The organism is Vibrio sp. M60_M70 (assembly GCF_037162085.1).
Taxonomy (GTDB): domain Bacteria; phylum Pseudomonadota; class Gammaproteobacteria; order Enterobacterales; family Vibrionaceae; genus Vibrio; species Vibrio diabolicus.
Map to the genome: position 1 here is coordinate 2,544,450 of NZ_JARLUL010000001.1, position 16,159 is coordinate 2,560,608.

The following is a 16,159-nucleotide window of genomic DNA, read 5'->3' on the forward strand; positions in this document are numbered from 1 at the left end:
TTCATCAAAAATGGCGCCTTTCGGCGCCATTTTTATTTGCTTTCCTTTTTTCCCTCATTATCCTTGCAGCAAACCTTTTTAATGAGAGCGTTTGGTGAATATCCTTATCCTCGGTCCAGGTGCGGTGGGCTCACTCTGGGCAACAAAATTTCAGCTTGCCGGACACAATGTTTCATTGTGGGGAAGAAGTTCAGAGAGACAACAATCACTTCAGTTGGATGACACACCTGCAACCGTATTCAGTAATCAAGATATTTCCTCCGTAAATAAAGCGGATCTCATTTTGATCACGGTAAAAGTTTGGCAAGTGGAAGACGCCATTCAGCCTTTACTGCCTCATATCAACGCTGACACGATTATCATGCTGATGCACAATGGTATGGGTACCGCCTCTGGCGTGGAGAAGGCTCTGCCAAACAATCCGATAGTGCTCGCCACAACGACGCACGGCGCATACAAACCAGATAACCAACACGTACTGCATACCGGTCACGGAACAACGCAAGTGGGTGGTTATAATGACAAAGGAATGCAGTGCGCTTTTCTGCAAGATGTTATGCATCATGCCCTTCCAGAGGCCATTTGGAATCCACACATCCAATCTGCGTTATGGACTAAGTTAGCAATTAACTGCGCGATTAACCCACTGACTGCGATTCACCAGTGTAAGAATGGTGAGCTTGCGCAGCCCGAGTTTAAGATACAACTCGAAAGCATCACTCAAGAACTGGTTGAAGTAATGAGTAAAGAAGGTATTGCTATCGAGTATCGCTCTCTTTTCGATACGGTAATGCAAGTGGTGAACGCCACAGCTGAGAACTATTCTTCAATGAAGCAAGACGTATTCCATCAACGTCGAACGGAAATTGATTTTATAACCGGATACTTGTTAAAGGCTGCCGAGAAACATCGCATCAATACGCCTGAGAATTTAAAACTTTACCAACGCATCAAACAAATAGAACAAAGCTGGACAGAACAATGAGTAAGAAAATCTTAGTGCCAATCGCTCCGGGCACCGAAGAAATGGAAGCCGTCACCGTTATCGACATGATGGTTCGCGCGGGTTATGACGTTACGGTAGCGAGTGCTGCTTTTGATGGCTCATTGACGATGAAAGCTTCTCGCGGAGTCACATTAACAGCCGATTGTAAGCTGGTCGATATCGCTGATGATGAGTTTGACGCCATAGCGCTTTCTGGTGGTGTTGGTGGTGCAGAAATTTTTCGTGATAGTACGGTGATGATAGAAATCCTTAAGCAGCACATCTACGAGGGAAAGTTGGTCGCTGCTATCTGCGCAGCACCGGCGTTGGTATTGCAACACCATGATCTTTTCCCACAATCACTGATGACCTGTCACCCGAGCTTTCAGTCACATATCCCGGAAGAGAAGTGGCGCAGCAAACGCGTGACCTTTGATATCAACCACAACCTGATCACCAGTCAAGGTCCGGGCACTGCTTTAGAGTTCGCTATGGAAGTAATCATTCAACTCTCAGGTAAAAAACACGCATGGTCAGTTGCTGAACCAATGATCCCTCTGCCTACTCTGCATTACCATAAGCTTGGTGAAGAATAATGTTTGACGTAAATGCTGTACGTGAGCAATTTCCCGCTCTAAATCAATCCGTCTACGATACGCCCTTAGTGTATCTAGATAGCGCAGCGACAACGCAAAAACCGCAATGTGTGATTGATGTCATCAGTCATTACTACAGTGCGCAAAATGCCAATGTTCACCGTGGCAGTCATAGTTTAACGGCTAATGCCACCAGCCAATTTGAAGCGGCACGAGAACGAGTGGCAAACTTTATTGGTGCAAACAGCTCTAAAGAAATCATTTGGACGCGAGGCGCGACCGAAGCACTTAACTTAATTGCACAAACTTACGCCCGCAGCACGTTACAACCGGGTGATGAGATCTTGATTAGCGAGATGGAGCACCACGCTAACATCGTGCCTTGGCAAATCGTGGCAGAGCAAACGGGCGCCAAAGTCATAAAAGTTCCAATGACATCAGATTGCCAGTTCGACATCAGCGCGTTTAAGGTGCTTCTGTCTGACCGCTGTAAAATTGTTGCTTGTGCGCAAATCACCAATGTGACGGGCTCTCGTCAGCCTATTGAGAAAATCATCTCCATGGCACATGCGGTAGGCGCGGTTGTTGTTGTTGATGGTGCACAAGGTATTGTTCATGAACCGTTGAACTTGGCTGAACTCGATGTTGATTTTTATGTCTTTTCTGGCCACAAGCTGTATGCACCTGCAGGGATTGGCGTGCTGTATGGCAAGCTTGAACTTTTAGAAGCGATGCCACCATGGCACGGCGGCGGCAAAATGGTCGAAAGAGTCTCGTTTGAAAAAACCACCTTTTCTGCCTTGCCGGGTAAGTTTGAAGCGGGTACACCGAACGTCGCAGGCGCAATTGCTTTAGCAAAAGCTATCGATTGGTACCAAGGCTTTAACCAAACCGAAGTAGAGGCACATCTGCATTCTCTGCAGTACAAAGCTTACCAAGCACTAAGCCAGTTGGACGACATTCAAATCCTCGGTTACCAACCGAGCGCTTCAGTGCTTACCTTTGTGATGGATGGCGTTCATCACCAAGACATGGCGACGCTGCTCGATCAACAAGGCATTGCGGTACGAGCAGGACACCACTGCGCTCACCCATTGATGGATGCGCTAAACGTTAAAGGCACGGTACGCGTTTCTTTTGGTATTTATAACACGGCTGAAGATGTGGATAGACTCATCGCCGCCGTAGAAAAAGCCGTCGACATGCTATAACCCCAACGGTTTGATTTGGAGTAACCAACAAGGTTACTCCATCTGCCTATCCAGAGTCGCCACGCAATTTCTGCCATTTCTTTTCGCAGCATAAAGCGCTTTATCTGCATGCGCATACAAACGTTTGGTGGTTTCATTTCTGCCTATTTCCACCACGCCTACACTCACCGTGACCGGAATTTCAATCTTTTCAAATTCGAACTGACAATTTTGAATGTGGGAACGAACTTCCTCTCCTACCTCTTTCGCCGCCGATAGAGAGGTTTCTGGCAAAATAATCGCAAACTCCTCCCCTCCGACTCTTGCAAAAATTTCGTCTTTGACGAGTAAGTGAGAAACCAAATCAGCTAACGTCTCTAAGACATAATCCCCCGCATCATGACCACGTTTATCATTGATGACTTTAAAAAAATCCAAATCAAATAATAACAACGCGGAGTGATAATCCAGAGCTTGGGATTTAATAACTTCTTCTGTGAGCTTTTCGAAAAAGATACGTCGATTGTAGATGTTGGTAAGAGCATCAATTTGGCTTTGATGGCGAAGAAGGGTTTCAACTCGGTGGCGATTGGAGATGTTGCGTGTAAGAATAAGGACAACGCGACGACCTCGGTATTTTATAGTGAGTGGGCAGATCTTGCCTTCGTAGTATAGGTCGCCTCTTGGCCCACTGTTAGCATCTATTCCCTGAATGCTGTCGGCGCACATCTTGTACTCGATCGTCACAATACTGTCTTGTTTCAGTGACCGATTTATCTGTTCGATAAACCAGTCAGCTTTATCTTTCTCAAGTACGCTGTGCAGCGTCTCACCTATCAAATTACTTCCATCGTGATAGGCTTTTTTATCTGTTCCTCCAAAAACATCAATATAGATACCATCTTCACTCAGAATAAAAGTGGGGTCTGGCATTCCGGATAACACGTCTTGCGCATGTTCCAAGGTGAATTGCATATAGGGAGGTTCCTAGCATTTGTATCTAAGTAACCCAATCGCTTCCAAGTGTGTTTCCACATTGGGGAATAGGAGCGAATGGGGCATATGTCTATTATCTAATATAGACAAATTTTAAATACAATTGAGTTTATAAAAACCAAGTGGGCAATATAATGAACCAGGATCAATAGAATGGTTAATTAACGCTAAAATAGTCGACCATTTGCATACTTTTTATCCATATGCAAAAAATATCTCAACTCAGATACAAAAAACGCCAAACAGCTAGGCTATTCGGCGTTTTTTTAAGAATTGGGAAAATGACTCGTTACACGGCGGTTTGCTTAATCTGCTCTACAATAGCTTTCAAGCCATTACCACGTGACGGGCTTAAATGGGAGACAAGCCCCAGTTGATCAAAATAAGCATCAATATCAAATGCTTGAATTTGATCGGCCGTTTTACCGTCATAAGCTGCCATTACCAAGGCAATCAACCCACGGACGATACGCGCATCGGAGTCCGCACAAAAATGCCAAACGCCATCTTGCTCTTGGCTCACTAGCCACACCAAGCTTTCACAGCCCGAAACGGTAACTTGTTCTGATTTCAGCTCTTCTGGCATTTGTGGCAGCTTTTTACCCCACTGAATAACCTGACGGTAACGATCTTCCCAGCCTTTAAATTGCTGCATAGTCGCTACAATGTCTTCGCTGGTGATATCTGTACCAAATGGAGAAACGGGAAAATCTGTCATGATGCGCTCTTCTTCTAGTTTACTTCTTATATTTTGAAATCAACTTCTCAACGATTCGCGATACCGCGACAAAGCCAAACGTTGCAGTTACAACAGTCGCCGCACCAAAACCGCTAGCACAATCCATACGTTTTGGGCCTTCCGCTGTCGACTTCACACCACACACTGAACCGTCTGCTTGAGGATACTTCAGCTGCTCGGTTGAAAACACGCAATCAATACCAAACTTACGAGCCGGATTCTTAGGGAAGTTATGATGACGACGCAAGGTGTCTTTGATTTTCTTCGCTAGAGGATCTTGGATCGTTTTCGTTAAGTCAGCGACCATGATCTGCGTTGGGTCAACCTGACCACCAGCACCACCCGTGGTGATCACTTTGATCTTGTTGCTGCGGCAATACGCCAACAAAGACGCCTTCGCTTTTACGCTGTCAATGGCATCCAACACGTAATCAAACTCTTTGCTTAAGTACTCATGTTGATTGTCTGGCGTGATGAAATCATCAATCAGATTAACTTTACACTCTGGGTTGATCAATTTGACACGCTCGGCCATCACTTCAATCTTGCTTTGGCCAACGGTGCCCGTCATCGCATGAATTTGGCGGTTAATGTTCGTGACACAAACATCGTCCATATCAATCAGAGTTAGCTCACCGATCCCCGTACGAGCCAGCGCTTCCACCGCCCATGAACCCACGCCACCAATACCAATAACACAAACGTGTGCAGCGCGAAGAATGTCCACTTCGCTGTTGCCATAAAGACGACGAGTGCCGCCAAAGCGTTGATTGTAGCTGTCAGATGCTGGGGTATCGAGTTCACGCATATTGAAGTCCAGATGATCGATAGAAAAACAAAGAGTGCGATTTATACGCACTCTTTGATGAAATGTCTAGATAAGAGAGTGTTCCTCTCTCTTGGACGACTATTGTAGCTTTTCTGGCGGTAAAGCCCAAGGCGCTTGAGTTGGTGAGTTTTCTAACCCAAGTTTCCACACTCGACCAAAATGCTTGTAGTGCCCTGCTTCCGTTCCTGCTCTCGCACCAATGCCATGATACAGATCCAAATGGTTCTGTTTTACCGCACCACCAGTGTCTAAAACGATCAGCATTCGCAGTTGATGCGCACCACTCCACGTACCATCGGCATTCAGCAGGGGCACTTCCGCCAAGATTGGCGTACCCATTGGTAAGATAGAACGGTCACCCGCGACGGCGGCCATTGGCAACAACGGAATACCAGCCGAGCCTGTTACTGGCGCTTCTGCTTTTGGCGCAAAGAAAACGTAAGAAGGGTTTTGCTCCAACAACTCGCGCACTGTCGAATCGTCGTTGTCCATCACCCACTCTTTGATTGCTTTGAGGGACATTTTTTCACGCGGGACTTCACCACGTTCAATCAAAATGCGGCCAATGCTGACGTAAGCTTTATTGTTTTTACCCGCGTACGCAAAGTACTCCAACGTATCATCATCTTCAAAATGCACGTAGCCACTGCCTTGCACTTCCATCATAAATGGGTCGATACGATTAGGCGCGTAACCTAGCACCAAACCTTGTCCATCTAGTGCTCCATTGTAGATCTCCGCGCGAGTCGGACAATCTGATGAGCAGTTTGGCTTGCCATAAACTGGGTACTTAAAAATGTCGTTTGGTGTATGACGCAGTTCCATCACGGGAGAAAAGTATCCGGTAAACAACACATTACCTTTTTTATCACCACCACCCAATTGCGCGGCTTGAATGCCAAACGCACTCAACGCACTGGTATCTCCGCTCTGTTGCGCCCACTCACTTAATCGTTGATATAACGGTTGGTACATCTTCGCCATGGATGGTGACTTTATCACCACTTGCTCAGCTTGCTTGTTAAATTCAGTAAAATCGCGTGGTTTGTTAGACTCAACCACATCCACTTGATTGAGGATCTGAGGAAACTCACCATCAAGATATTGCTGAGCACGATCATTTTGTTGAGCACAGCCAAAGAGTAGGCTCAAAGAGATAATAGGAAGGAGTTTTTTTAACACGTGTCTTTTCCGTAAAAGAGAATAGCAAAAGGATGGCAAACAAATGCATACGACGCAATTGAAAAGCAACGACAAAATGTTTCAACGCTAAGCCAATCCGTTTACTCGTTGTGAATTCATTCAGTTAATGCAACATGATAGCAGCGGAAGAATTACGGAATTGTCCGGATTATGTTTGAAAGTAAGATTTACTGATTGAGAGATGAAATTGTGATCATCCATGTGACTCACAGACGCAAGGACTCTCAGCTTAAGAGACAATAATAAAAACGACTATCTTACCGCAATCCTTGCACGCCCCTCCAAACGGAATACAGGTAGATAATGTGCATTGGCATCCAGTTTCATTTCTGCATGCTGCTTACCCACAAAATTGAAGTGCCGCTCATTTGAACCCATTCGATACGAAAACGAATCCCCATCGAATTCAAAACTGGTAGCCACTGTAGAACCATTTACGGTAACACCGCGCTCACTCAACACAAATTCTTCACGAGCATAAGGCGCAACATCTTGCTCAACCCAGCGACCATAAATAGTCGATTTAGGAATAGGCGGATTAATGGTTCGAGTAATCAAATCACTATACAGCATGCACACGACAACGGTTCCAACTATCGCTATAAGCATGAGAGAACGCTCTAGCCACTTACGAAGCATTGATTTAGATGACGTTTTTGACAGATTTGAAGCAGTGATCGCAGCATTCTTATTAACAGCAGAAGACATGAGGTTCACGTATTGAGAAAAGACGCGCTCATTGTAACTCTCCCCTTCAACGGGACCAAGAACCTACCTCAATATGTTTGTGCTTTATTCCAAAATTTCACCTTGCCACCAAGTGAATAAAAAGGCATTATTTTGACATAATTAAACAAAGGAATGGCTGTAGTGAAAATTCGTAGTACTGCTCTCGTAAAAGGATTCCGTCAATCAACACCTTATGTCAATGCTCACCGCGGAAAAACCATGGTGATCATGCTGGGCGGAGAAGCCGTCGCACACAAAAATTTTGGCAATATTATTAATGATATCGCACTCATGCACAGCCTCGGAATTAAAGTCGTGGTGGTATATGGTGCACGTCCTCAAATTAATCAGCTGCTAGAAAAACAAGACCTCACTACGCCTTACCACAAAAATATCCGCATTACGGATGAATCGGCTTTATCTGTTGTTATGCAAGCTGCCGGACAACTTCAACTTGCGATTACTGCGCGCCTATCAATGAGCCTCAACAACACTCCGATGGCAGGCACCCAGCTCAATGTCGTTAGCGGAAACTACATCATTGCCCAACCACTCGGCGTTGATGATGGTGTGGACTATTGCCATAGTGGACGTATTCGCCGCATTGACACCGATGCTATCAACCGCACTCTTGATCAAGGTTCAATTGTTCTGCTAGGTCCCATTGCTAGCTCTGTGACTGGCGAGTGCTTCAATTTATTATCGGAAGAAGTCGCCACCCAACTAGCGATAAAGCTGGGTGCGGATAAGCTGATTGGTTTTTGCTCCGAACAAGGTGTCATTGATGACAACGGCAATGCTGTCGCCGAGTTACTGCCAATTGAGGCGGAGCATGTCATCAAAACACTCTCTGAAAATACGTCTCCTGACCTAGATTACAACACTGGGACACTGCGCTTTCTTAAAGGCTCTATTGCCGCTTGCCGTGCCGGAGTACCTCGTAGCCACTTGATCAGTTATAAAGTAGATGGCGCCTTAATTCAGGAGTTGTTCTCTTTCGACGGCATCGGAACCCAAGTTGTTATGGCGAGTGCTGAACAAGTGAGGCAAGCTAATATTGACGATATTGGCGGTATCTTAGACCTCATTCGCCCGTTAGAAGAACAAGGTGTACTGGTTAGGCGCTCTCGAGAGCAGCTAGAGCAAGAGATTGGAAAATTTACCATCATCGAAAAAGACGGTTTGATTATTGGCTGTGCTGCCCTTTATCCATACCCAGAAGAGCGTAAAGCTGAGATGGCTTGCGTAGCAATTCACCCTGACTATCGTGATGGAAACCGAGGTTTGTTACTGCTCAACTACATGAAACATCGTTCTAAATCCGAAACCATTGATCAGATTTTTGTCCTCACGACACACAGTTTGCATTGGTTTAGAGAGCAAGGTTTTTACGAAGTCAGTGTCGACTATTTGCCTGGAGCCAAACAAGGGTTATATAACTTCCAGCGTAAGTCCAAAATCTTAGCGTTAGATTTATAGCTTAACCTTAAATCAGGGAGCGAAACTTAACGTTCCACTATACCAACTAACCTCAAAGGGCAGGATTCAGTTCATTAACGCTCAACCCTGCACATCGAGCTTGTTTAGGAACGAGTTTGTTTAGGAGTAAGGCCACACATAAACCCTACTCCGGACTAGCGGGTCATCATGTAAACCCAACTTAGAAATGCGCAAACCATTGCTTGATTTTTGTTCCAATCTTATCTTTTAAATATACATTTGGTTGGCTATACTCTGCTCGCTAGTGATTGGTTTTTAACCAATACGAATGGATCTAGGTGATGTAATGTAGCCTTCACCCTAAAATACTGGGCAATTGAAAAACTAGTTAGCTCCGTATTGCACACCAAGGACAGTTGTTAATCTGACTTTAAATAAGCCGAGACGAGCACTGTTATGAGAACAATCATTTGTAATTCGCTTCAAAGCTTCTGGGATATGGCTGACAATCAGTTTTTAGAAGGCCTAGACGTCCACTGTGTTTTCCCCGTAAATGACGCTGTCCGAGATTTTATTCTTGCTTATCAACAGCAATACAAAATACGCAGCGTGTCTTTTACCAATGCGTTTGCAAAACATGCATAAAAGAAGACCGAGCCATAAGCTCGGTCTTCTTTTACGTACGTAATCAATTCAAAACAAAATCATAGCCAACAAAGATGCAAAAATAGTGACTACGATAAAGATTAAAATAGTCCAGTACACTACCCCAATACTTATGAACCACTTTGGGCAAACTCTACGAATATCTGTTAGCTTTCTTTTTTTGGCCAACTTAGGAAATGCAACTGCGGCAACAAGGGCTAATCCATGTATTAAGGCCCCAAAGTGACATCCAGAAACTAAAGCAAGCTCAATATCTGTATAATGCTCACTAGTGTACGCATAGCGCTTTACTTTTTGCGGCGTGGTAACAATAAGCAAAATACCTACTATCAGGTACCAAAAAACTAACAAAGCACCTGCAACAAAAAATGTAATAAAAGAAACTTCTAATAACTGCAAACTTCACCGACCTTCTATTCCAGCTCTCAAGTAATAGACATCCAAACCACCATTGAGCCTAAAGTGATCATAGCTAGAAGCAATAAAACGCTTATATAAATACGGCAAATTCCGATGAATAGACCGGAGCAAACTTGATGAATATCAGCAAAGCCCCTTCTCCTCGCTAAAGTTGGTAAAGCGACCGCCGCAACTAAGCCTACACCATGTACTAAAGCACCAAAGTGAAAACCCGAGACTAAGGCTAACTCTACTTCTGAATAATGTTTCGGATTAAAAGCAAACCGCTTCACCTTTGGCGGTATAAAAAATATAAAAATTGCTCCGATAATAACGAACCATAAAAACGCGACTCCTCCGGCGATAAAGAAGGTTAGAAAGGACGAGTCGAGCAAACTCATATTCAGTTGCCTTTGATATGCGAATGAGAAAGGAGAAATATACCTTTAAGGAAGAATATTACTCAATAGCAATCCATTTTTCATGAAAACGAAATGGCGGATATAAGACCCGCCACAAAGAATCATCTTCGAAAATGTCACAATCACAAGTAAAAATTAATTCGTAAGCCGCTGTACTAATCCACTCGTGCGAGTCGTTTTCACCTTAATACCTCGCTTCAGAACGTTGAGTTCGGCGTAAAGAGCTAAACGCTTTTTCGCGCGGGTAATGCCTGTGTAAATCAACTCACGAGTTAATATCGGGCTAAAGTCTGGTGGCAAAATCATCAGGGTGTAATCAAATTCACTGCCTTGCGATTTGTGGATGGTCATGGCGTAAGCCGTTTCATGTTCAGGTACTCGGCTTGGCAAGACCGATTTCACACTGCCGTCAGGTAACTCGAAAAAGACTTTCAAACGCGGTTCTTCTTCACTGTCATCTCGCATGCAAATACCAATATCACCGTTATACAAACCTAGACCATGATCATTACGCGTAACCATGACAGGTCTACCGTGATACCAAATTTCATCCTGAACCTGAATGAACTTGCGCGCCGCGAGCGCTTTCTCGATGCGCTGGTTTAGCCCAGCAACACCAAAGTCACCTTCACGAATCGCGCAAAGCAGTCGGCATTGGTTGAAGGTATCTAATACCGCTTTGGCTTTACGCGTTAGCGACTCTGGCTCTCCGGTTTCAGGATCGGTTTCCTGTTGTCCAATGCGTTTGAGGTAACGACCGTATTCCTGCACCAACGTCTGCATCATTTGGTTGTAGTGCTGACTACTTAGCGCGAAATGTTCGATATCAGAAAAGTCACGCGACCAGACGTTATCTACGCTCGCAGCAGAACCGGAGTTAACCGCTTTTGCCAACTGACCAATGCCTGAGCGAGCGTCAAATCGGTAACTCTTTTGCAGCATACATAAACTATCGGCAATGCTAGATGCACTGTTACCCGTATGGGCTAAAGTATCGAAACCCGTCAGTTTTGCAATGGCTGACGCCTGCTCTTTTCCATAACCCAATGCATGGAACGAACAGATATCACCCAACACGGCCCCTGCTTCAACTGAAGCAAGTTGATCTTTATCACCTAGCAAAATCAGCCGCGCATGTTTCGGTAAGGCATCAACCACTTTGTACATCATTGGTAAATCGACCATCGACGCTTCGTCGATAACTAAAATATCCAAATGCAGTGGATTTTGCTTGTTGTGACGAAATTCTGCGCTATTTGGAATCGCGCCCAGCAACCGATGCAAGGTGCTCGATTCAGTCGGAATTTTGGCTTTTAGCTCCGGAGAAACTGGCAGCTCTTGCACCGCTTTACCAATGGACTCGGTTAATCGCGCCGCCGCTTTCCCCGTCGGGGCCACCAGCTTGATGGTTAGGTTTTTCTCGTGCGTCGCCTGTTCAATCAAAGCGGCAAGCAATTTGGTTACTGTCGTCGTTTTACCCGTGCCTGGACCACCAGAAATCACAGCAAATCGACGGGTTAACGCAACTGCCGCCGCGACTTTTTGCCAGTTCACGCAAGCCGAGAGTGGTACGAGTTCATCCAGTATTTGCAAATCTTGAACCTTGCGCGCATTGCTAAGCACGGAATCAATGGCGTGCCAATCCAACGATTCGCTTGCAACTACGTCAAGGTGGTCACACACCAATTGCTGACGCAACACTTGGTTGCTGCTTCCCGCTTCTACTGCTTTGCCTAACGCGTTAAACAGAAAATGGTATTGGCGTGCAAACAGATGGTTGAGCAAGTCCGATAATCGCGCTAACTCTTGCGACTGCAAGTTCACTACAGCGCCCAACTGATTGAGCTTTTCCGCCAGTGTCACTTCATAATTCCAATAGCGGTGCAGATACAGACGCTCACCATCGAACATCAGCGGCAAGGCTTCTCCTTGCGCGCCAACCACGCTGGAATTTTGTAATACTTCAATCCAGTCTATGCCTTGCAACTGTGTGTTGAGCGCCAATGCCGACTCACCAAACAGCCCTAGCTTACTGGCTAAATCCGTAGATTGCCCTTGTGCATCGAACAGAGACAGACAGATATGTCCTTTGCCAAGCTCACTACTGACAACACCCGCGATAAACGCCAATGCTTGGTTGTCAGGCTGTTCATCATTAGTTTGAGAATCAATAAAGCAGGCGAATTGGTAGTCGAGCTGACGAAGCGCGCCTTTGTGCGCCAAGCGTTCCAACACTACCAATAGGCTATCTTGGTCAGAATGAAGATTGTGATTTGTCGTCATTAAAGTAGCTCCATCTGCCCGGCTTGAGTTGAGCGCGTTTCAAGTACTTGACCATCAATCAAACGATCCATCTCTTGTAAGAACTCTAAGGTTGGTTTCGCGGCAAAAATGCCGTGGTCACTCTGCCCATCCATGCCGCGCAAGAACAAGTAATACACGCCACCGAAGTGCTGCTCATATTGATAATTCGCCAATCGGCTGCGTAGGAAACGATGCAGTGCTAACGCATAAATCTGATACTGCAAATCGTAGCGGTGATCCGCCATGGCCGATTTCAGAGCCTCACCATGGTAGCTCGTTACATCGTCGCCAAGATGATTCGATTTCCAGTCAAGCACGTAGTATTTACCTTGATGTTCAAACACCAAGTCGATAAAACCTTTGAGCATGCCTTGCACGGTTTGGAAACCTAAATCCCCCGCTTTCGCCGACAACGGATCGTGACGTTGAATGACTCGGTTTAACGCCGGTGCAGACAACACTTCAATCGGCAACAAAAATTCCATCTCCACCAAACGTTGCGACGGTGCTTTTTGATTCAGCAGCAAAGACTTACCATCCAACGGCGTTGCGAGTACGGTATCAATCAATTGTTGTAAAATGGGCAACCACTCTTCATCGAGCTGTTCGCTTTCCATCAAACCAAGGATGATTTGTGTATTCTCTTCAGTAGTGGCTGGCTGAGTAAATTCAATTTCCTCAAACAAGCTGTGCAGGAACGTACCCGGACGCGCACCACGAGGGAAGGTAAAAATAGAGCGCTCTGGCTCCACCAAATCCGCTTCGTCTTGCTCTTCAGATGAGTCGATATCAAAACCCGTAATCTCAATCGTGGCATCATGCTCGGCGTGATGAGAGCCTTGCTTGACCAAGCCAGAATAACTGGTGATGCGCCAGTTTCTGTCGATAGGGTTTTGCAGTTCTTTCGCGCTAAGATCGTGTATTTCTTCTTGTGGCGCTACGTACTTCTCTTCGAGTTGCTGCGGCGGTTCGGCCACAACGACACAATCAAGCTCGTCTTGTTGCTTTGTTAAACCTTGGTGCAAATCGTTGATGCCACCTTCTTGACCATTTTGAATCAAATAGCCAATCGCACTGCGGTGTACGCCGGTTGGCTCTTTGGTCGAACGGCCATTGCGCAAAGGTGAGGCACCGATAAAACACGCATACACAGCACGCGTTAGTGCCACGTATATCAAGCGTAAGTCTTCCGCCAAACGCTCTTTATCCGCTTGCTTCATGGACGCATCGTTGCCAGTGATATCCAGTACCGTGCGGTCATTGGCTGCATCGTAATATTTGGCTTCACTGGCTTCTCGATAGCTGAACACAAACGGCAGAAATACGAGGTCATACTCCAAGCCTTTTGATTTGTGAATAGTTACGATCTGCACTAAGTTACGTTCCGATTCTAAACGTTGGATTTTGTCATCACTGCCACCCAAACCGTTTTCCGCATCACTGATAGACTGAGCGAGCCAACGCAGCAGACCGTGGTCGCTATCCAGTTCATTACTGGCTTGTTGAAGCAGTTCACCGATGTGCATTAAATCGGTAAGTACTCGCTCACCATTCTCACCCTGTGAACTCGCACCTTCTTCTAGTAATCGCTCGGCAATATGGCGTTTGCTGATCACCGCGCGTAACATCGGCAGCACACCACGCTGAACCCAAAGTTTGCGATATTCTTTGAATTCGTTTACGGCATTTTCCCACACCACTTCATCGTTATTAAGCGCATCCAAACTTGCTGCATCGAGGGCAAACAGCTCAGAGGCAAGACTTGCACGCAGCGCACGGTCATTTTCTGGAGTCAGCACCGCTTGCAGCAAACGCTGTAGATCCTGCGCCACCGAACTGGTAAACACACTGTCTCGGTTAGACAGGTACACACTGGCAATGCCTTGGTCTGCTAGCGCTTGTTTGATCATTCGACCTTCACTACCTGTTCGAACCAACACCGCGATATCGCCCGCTTGAACCGCTTTCTGTTTTTCGCCATTCACCAGACACGCTTGCCCCTGTTGAGCCTGCGTCAAAATAGTTTGGATTTGGCTTGCGGTCGCCTCTGCCATTCGAGTCAAATACTCGCCTTTTGGTAGCGGTTTATCGTCCGCTTCTTGCAACCAATAAGTCAGCGCGGGTTGCTTTTGGCCACCCATAGTCCAAATGCGTTTTTCGGCATTGGGACTGTACTTAACGGGTAAGAACGGAATATCCGAATCATAGATAAATGGACTGTCTGGCAAAGCAAATACTTGGTTTACCGCCTGCACCATATCGGCACTTGAACGCCAGTTGGTTCCTAACGTGTAGTGGGCACTTACTTGGTTACGCGCTTTGATGTAAGTGAAAATGTCTGCGCCACGAAAGCCATAAATCGCCTGCTTGGGGTCACCGATCATAAACAAACCACATTCCGGGTTGTTCAGATAAATACGGCTGAAAATACTGTATTGAAGCGGGTCAGTATCTTGGAACTCGTCAATCATTGCGACAGGGTACAAAGTACGAATACGCGCCGCTAAAAGCTCGCTTTCGTCCGTATCGATAGAAGCAGAAAGTTGCGTCAGCAAATCATCGAAAGAGAGCCACTGTTTTTGATTTTTCGCATTGGCCAGCATCACACGACAATGCTCAATCGCATGCGCAAGCAGTGGCGCTTTTAAGCTGATTGGATTGGCAAGAAATGTTTCAATGGCTTCAAATACCGCGTGCTGCGGCGCACTGCCTTTCGGTGTTTTTTCCAACAAGACGTTTTGCGCGAATTTCTCCAGCTTGTCTGGATAATCGTAACCTGTAGTTTCCGTTGCCGCCCAAGCGTTTACCGCCTCCAACCACGTCGGCAGAGACTTTTTGGTGTAGCTGCGCTTGTTAATATCTGAATCTGAAATCAGCGTTAAGAAGTCATCTTGGCTTTCTCGCCACTGTGCTTTTAATTCATCAATTTTTTTCAAATTTTCAGTATGAAGATCAGCCAAACTGCCTTTCATTGCAGGAACAGAAAGGCTTAACGGCGCACCGGTTAAGTAATTGCTGATGTCAGACAACAACGCAGATGGAGAGCCCCATAGCTGGCGAATTTCTCCAGCCAAGGTAAATGGCAACGGGTAAAAGTTGCGGCGCCAGTAATCGGCTACAACTTGCGCTTTTAGGTGACTTTCATCGGTCACAAACTCGTTATTAAATCGGCTGCCAGATTCAAACGCATTTTGCGTTAGCATACGTTGGCAAAAACCGTGAATGGTGTAGACCGCCGCCTCGTCCATCTGACGCTCTGCCTGCAATAAAATTTCTGCGGCTTGCTTGTGATCGTCAAACTCATTAAGCAAAGGTTGGATCACCGGATCGGAACTCTGTCCACGCGCAAACGCGATTCGCGCGTCATGGATCCTTGCCCTGATACGATCGCGCAATTCCGCAGTTGCCGCTTCGGTAAAGGTTACGACCAGAATTTGGTCGACCGTAAGCGGTACGCGATGTCGAGTTTCCTCGCAGCCGTGACCAAGCAAAAGGCGCAGATATAAACCTGCAATAGTGAAGGTTTTACCTGTACCTGCTGATGCCTCGATTAACCTCGCGCCATGCAGAGGAAACGTCATCGGTTCTAGTGGCGTTGGTTGAGGTTGCTCTGTGCGGTCTAACGTATGTAGAGGGCACTCTGCACCTGACATTTGATCCA

General features: G+C 46.0%; 14 protein-coding genes. 5 read left to right on the forward strand and 9 right to left on the reverse strand.

Annotation, left to right across the window (positions count from 1 at the left end; translation table 11 throughout):
- Positions 1-94: 94 nt before the first annotated feature.
- From panE to csdA, 3 genes are read left to right on the forward strand one after another with little or no spacing between them, the layout of a single operon-like run.
- Positions 95-985: a 2-dehydropantoate 2-reductase gene (panE, locus tag P4S59_RS11845; protein ID WP_139060065.1), complete on the forward strand. Its 891-nt coding sequence runs from the start codon at positions 95-97 to the stop codon at positions 983-985.
- Positions 982-1,581, forward strand: a complete 600-nt coding sequence (locus tag P4S59_RS11850; RefSeq protein WP_006742560.1) for a DJ-1 family glyoxalase III — start codon at positions 982-984, stop codon at positions 1,579-1,581. The genes panE and P4S59_RS11850 overlap by 4 nt, the downstream gene beginning before the upstream one ends.
- On the forward strand, positions 1,581-2,792 hold the full coding sequence (gene csdA / locus P4S59_RS11855) for a cysteine desulfurase CsdA (protein WP_337168443.1): 1,212 nt from the start codon (positions 1,581-1,583) through the stop codon (positions 2,790-2,792). The genes P4S59_RS11850 and csdA overlap by 1 nt, the downstream gene beginning before the upstream one ends.
- Before the next feature lie 33 nt (positions 2,793-2,825).
- Here csdA and P4S59_RS11860 read toward each other — a convergent pair whose 3' ends face one another.
- The 5 genes from P4S59_RS11860 to P4S59_RS11880 form a co-directional block, all read right to left on the reverse strand.
- Complete coding sequence (locus P4S59_RS11860; protein WP_337168444.1) at positions 2,826-3,746, reverse strand: GGDEF domain-containing protein; 921 nt, start codon at positions 3,744-3,746, stop codon at positions 2,826-2,828.
- Between the two features lie 310 nt (positions 3,747-4,056).
- Complete coding sequence (gene csdE, locus P4S59_RS11865; protein ID WP_053809816.1) at positions 4,057-4,485, reverse strand: cysteine desulfurase sulfur acceptor subunit CsdE; 429 nt, start codon at positions 4,483-4,485, stop codon at positions 4,057-4,059.
- 19 nt (positions 4,486-4,504) lie between these two features.
- Complete coding sequence (gene tcdA, locus P4S59_RS11870; RefSeq protein ID WP_005380241.1) at positions 4,505-5,314, reverse strand: tRNA cyclic N6-threonylcarbamoyladenosine(37) synthase TcdA; 810 nt, start codon at positions 5,312-5,314, stop codon at positions 4,505-4,507.
- A gap of 99 nt (positions 5,315-5,413) precedes the next feature.
- Positions 5,414-6,517: a murein transglycosylase A gene (gene mltA, locus P4S59_RS11875; protein WP_337168445.1), complete on the reverse strand. Its 1,104-nt coding sequence runs from the start codon at positions 6,515-6,517 to the stop codon at positions 5,414-5,416.
- A gap of 273 nt (positions 6,518-6,790) precedes the next feature.
- Complete coding sequence (locus tag P4S59_RS11880) at positions 6,791-7,246, reverse strand: DUF2850 domain-containing protein (protein ID WP_182036631.1); 456 nt, start codon at positions 7,244-7,246, stop codon at positions 6,791-6,793.
- A gap of 162 nt (positions 7,247-7,408) precedes the next feature.
- Here P4S59_RS11880 and argA point away from each other — a divergent pair, with 162 nt between their 5' ends.
- On the forward strand, positions 7,409-8,746 hold the full coding sequence (gene argA, locus P4S59_RS11885; RefSeq protein WP_012841478.1) for an amino-acid N-acetyltransferase: 1,338 nt from the start codon (positions 7,409-7,411) through the stop codon (positions 8,744-8,746).
- A 417-nt stretch (positions 8,747-9,163) separates the two neighbouring features.
- Positions 9,164-9,352 (forward strand): hypothetical protein, encoded by a 189-nt coding sequence (locus P4S59_RS11890; protein ID WP_074191720.1) that lies wholly within the window; start codon positions 9,164-9,166, stop codon positions 9,350-9,352.
- 48 nt (positions 9,353-9,400) lie between these two features.
- On the opposite strand, the gene P4S59_RS11895 is transcribed toward P4S59_RS11890, so the two are convergent.
- The 4 genes from P4S59_RS11895 to recB all read right to left on the reverse strand — a co-directional run bounded on the left by P4S59_RS11895 (position 9,401) and on the right by recB (position 16,151).
- Positions 9,401-9,772 carry a hypothetical protein gene (locus P4S59_RS11895; RefSeq protein ID WP_337168446.1) on the reverse strand — a complete coding sequence of 124 codons (372 nt, stop codon included), beginning with the start codon at positions 9,770-9,772 and terminating at the stop codon, positions 9,401-9,403.
- Between the two features lie 26 nt (positions 9,773-9,798).
- On the reverse strand, positions 9,799-10,173 hold the full coding sequence (locus tag P4S59_RS11900) for a hypothetical protein (protein ID WP_054867163.1): 375 nt from the start codon (positions 10,171-10,173) through the stop codon (positions 9,799-9,801).
- Positions 10,174-10,329: 156 nt separating this feature from the next.
- Entirely contained in the window at positions 10,330-12,477 is a 2,148-nt protein-coding gene (gene recD, locus P4S59_RS11905) for an exodeoxyribonuclease V subunit alpha (protein WP_337168447.1), read from the reverse strand.
- Positions 12,477-16,151, reverse strand: coding sequence for an exodeoxyribonuclease V subunit beta (gene recB, locus P4S59_RS11910; RefSeq protein WP_337168649.1), 3,675 nt, complete (start codon positions 16,149-16,151; stop codon positions 12,477-12,479). Before recB ends, recD begins: the two co-directional genes overlap by 1 nt.
- Positions 16,152-16,159: the final 8 nt, after the last annotated feature.

Coding starts and splice junctions, on each gene's coding strand:
- P4S59_RS11850 (WP_006742560.1), top strand. CDS start 982: ATGAGTAAGAAAATCTTAGTGCCAATCGCTCCGGGCACCGAAGAAATG.
- csdA (WP_337168443.1), top strand. CDS start 1,581: ATGTTTGACGTAAATGCTGTACGTGAGCAATTTCCCGCTCTAAATCAA.
- P4S59_RS11860 (WP_337168444.1), bottom strand. CDS start 3,746: ATGCAATTCACCTTGGAACATGCGCAAGACGTGTTATCCGGAATGCCA.
- csdE (WP_053809816.1), bottom strand. CDS start 4,485: ATGACAGATTTTCCCGTTTCTCCATTTGGTACAGATATCACCAGCGAA.
- tcdA (WP_005380241.1), bottom strand. CDS start 5,314: ATGCGTGAACTCGATACCCCAGCATCTGACAGCTACAATCAACGCTTT.
- P4S59_RS11880 (WP_182036631.1), bottom strand. CDS start 7,246: ATGTCTTCTGCTGTTAATAAGAATGCTGCGATCACTGCTTCAAATCTG.
- P4S59_RS11890 (WP_074191720.1), top strand. CDS start 9,164: ATGAGAACAATCATTTGTAATTCGCTTCAAAGCTTCTGGGATATGGCT.
- P4S59_RS11900 (WP_054867163.1), bottom strand. CDS start 10,173: ATGAGTTTGCTCGACTCGTCCTTTCTAACCTTCTTTATCGCCGGAGGA.
- recD (WP_337168447.1), bottom strand. CDS start 12,477: ATGACGACAAATCACAATCTTCATTCTGACCAAGATAGCCTATTGGTA.
- recB (WP_337168649.1), bottom strand. CDS start 16,151: ATGTCAGGTGCAGAGTGCCCTCTACATACGTTAGACCGCACAGAGCAA.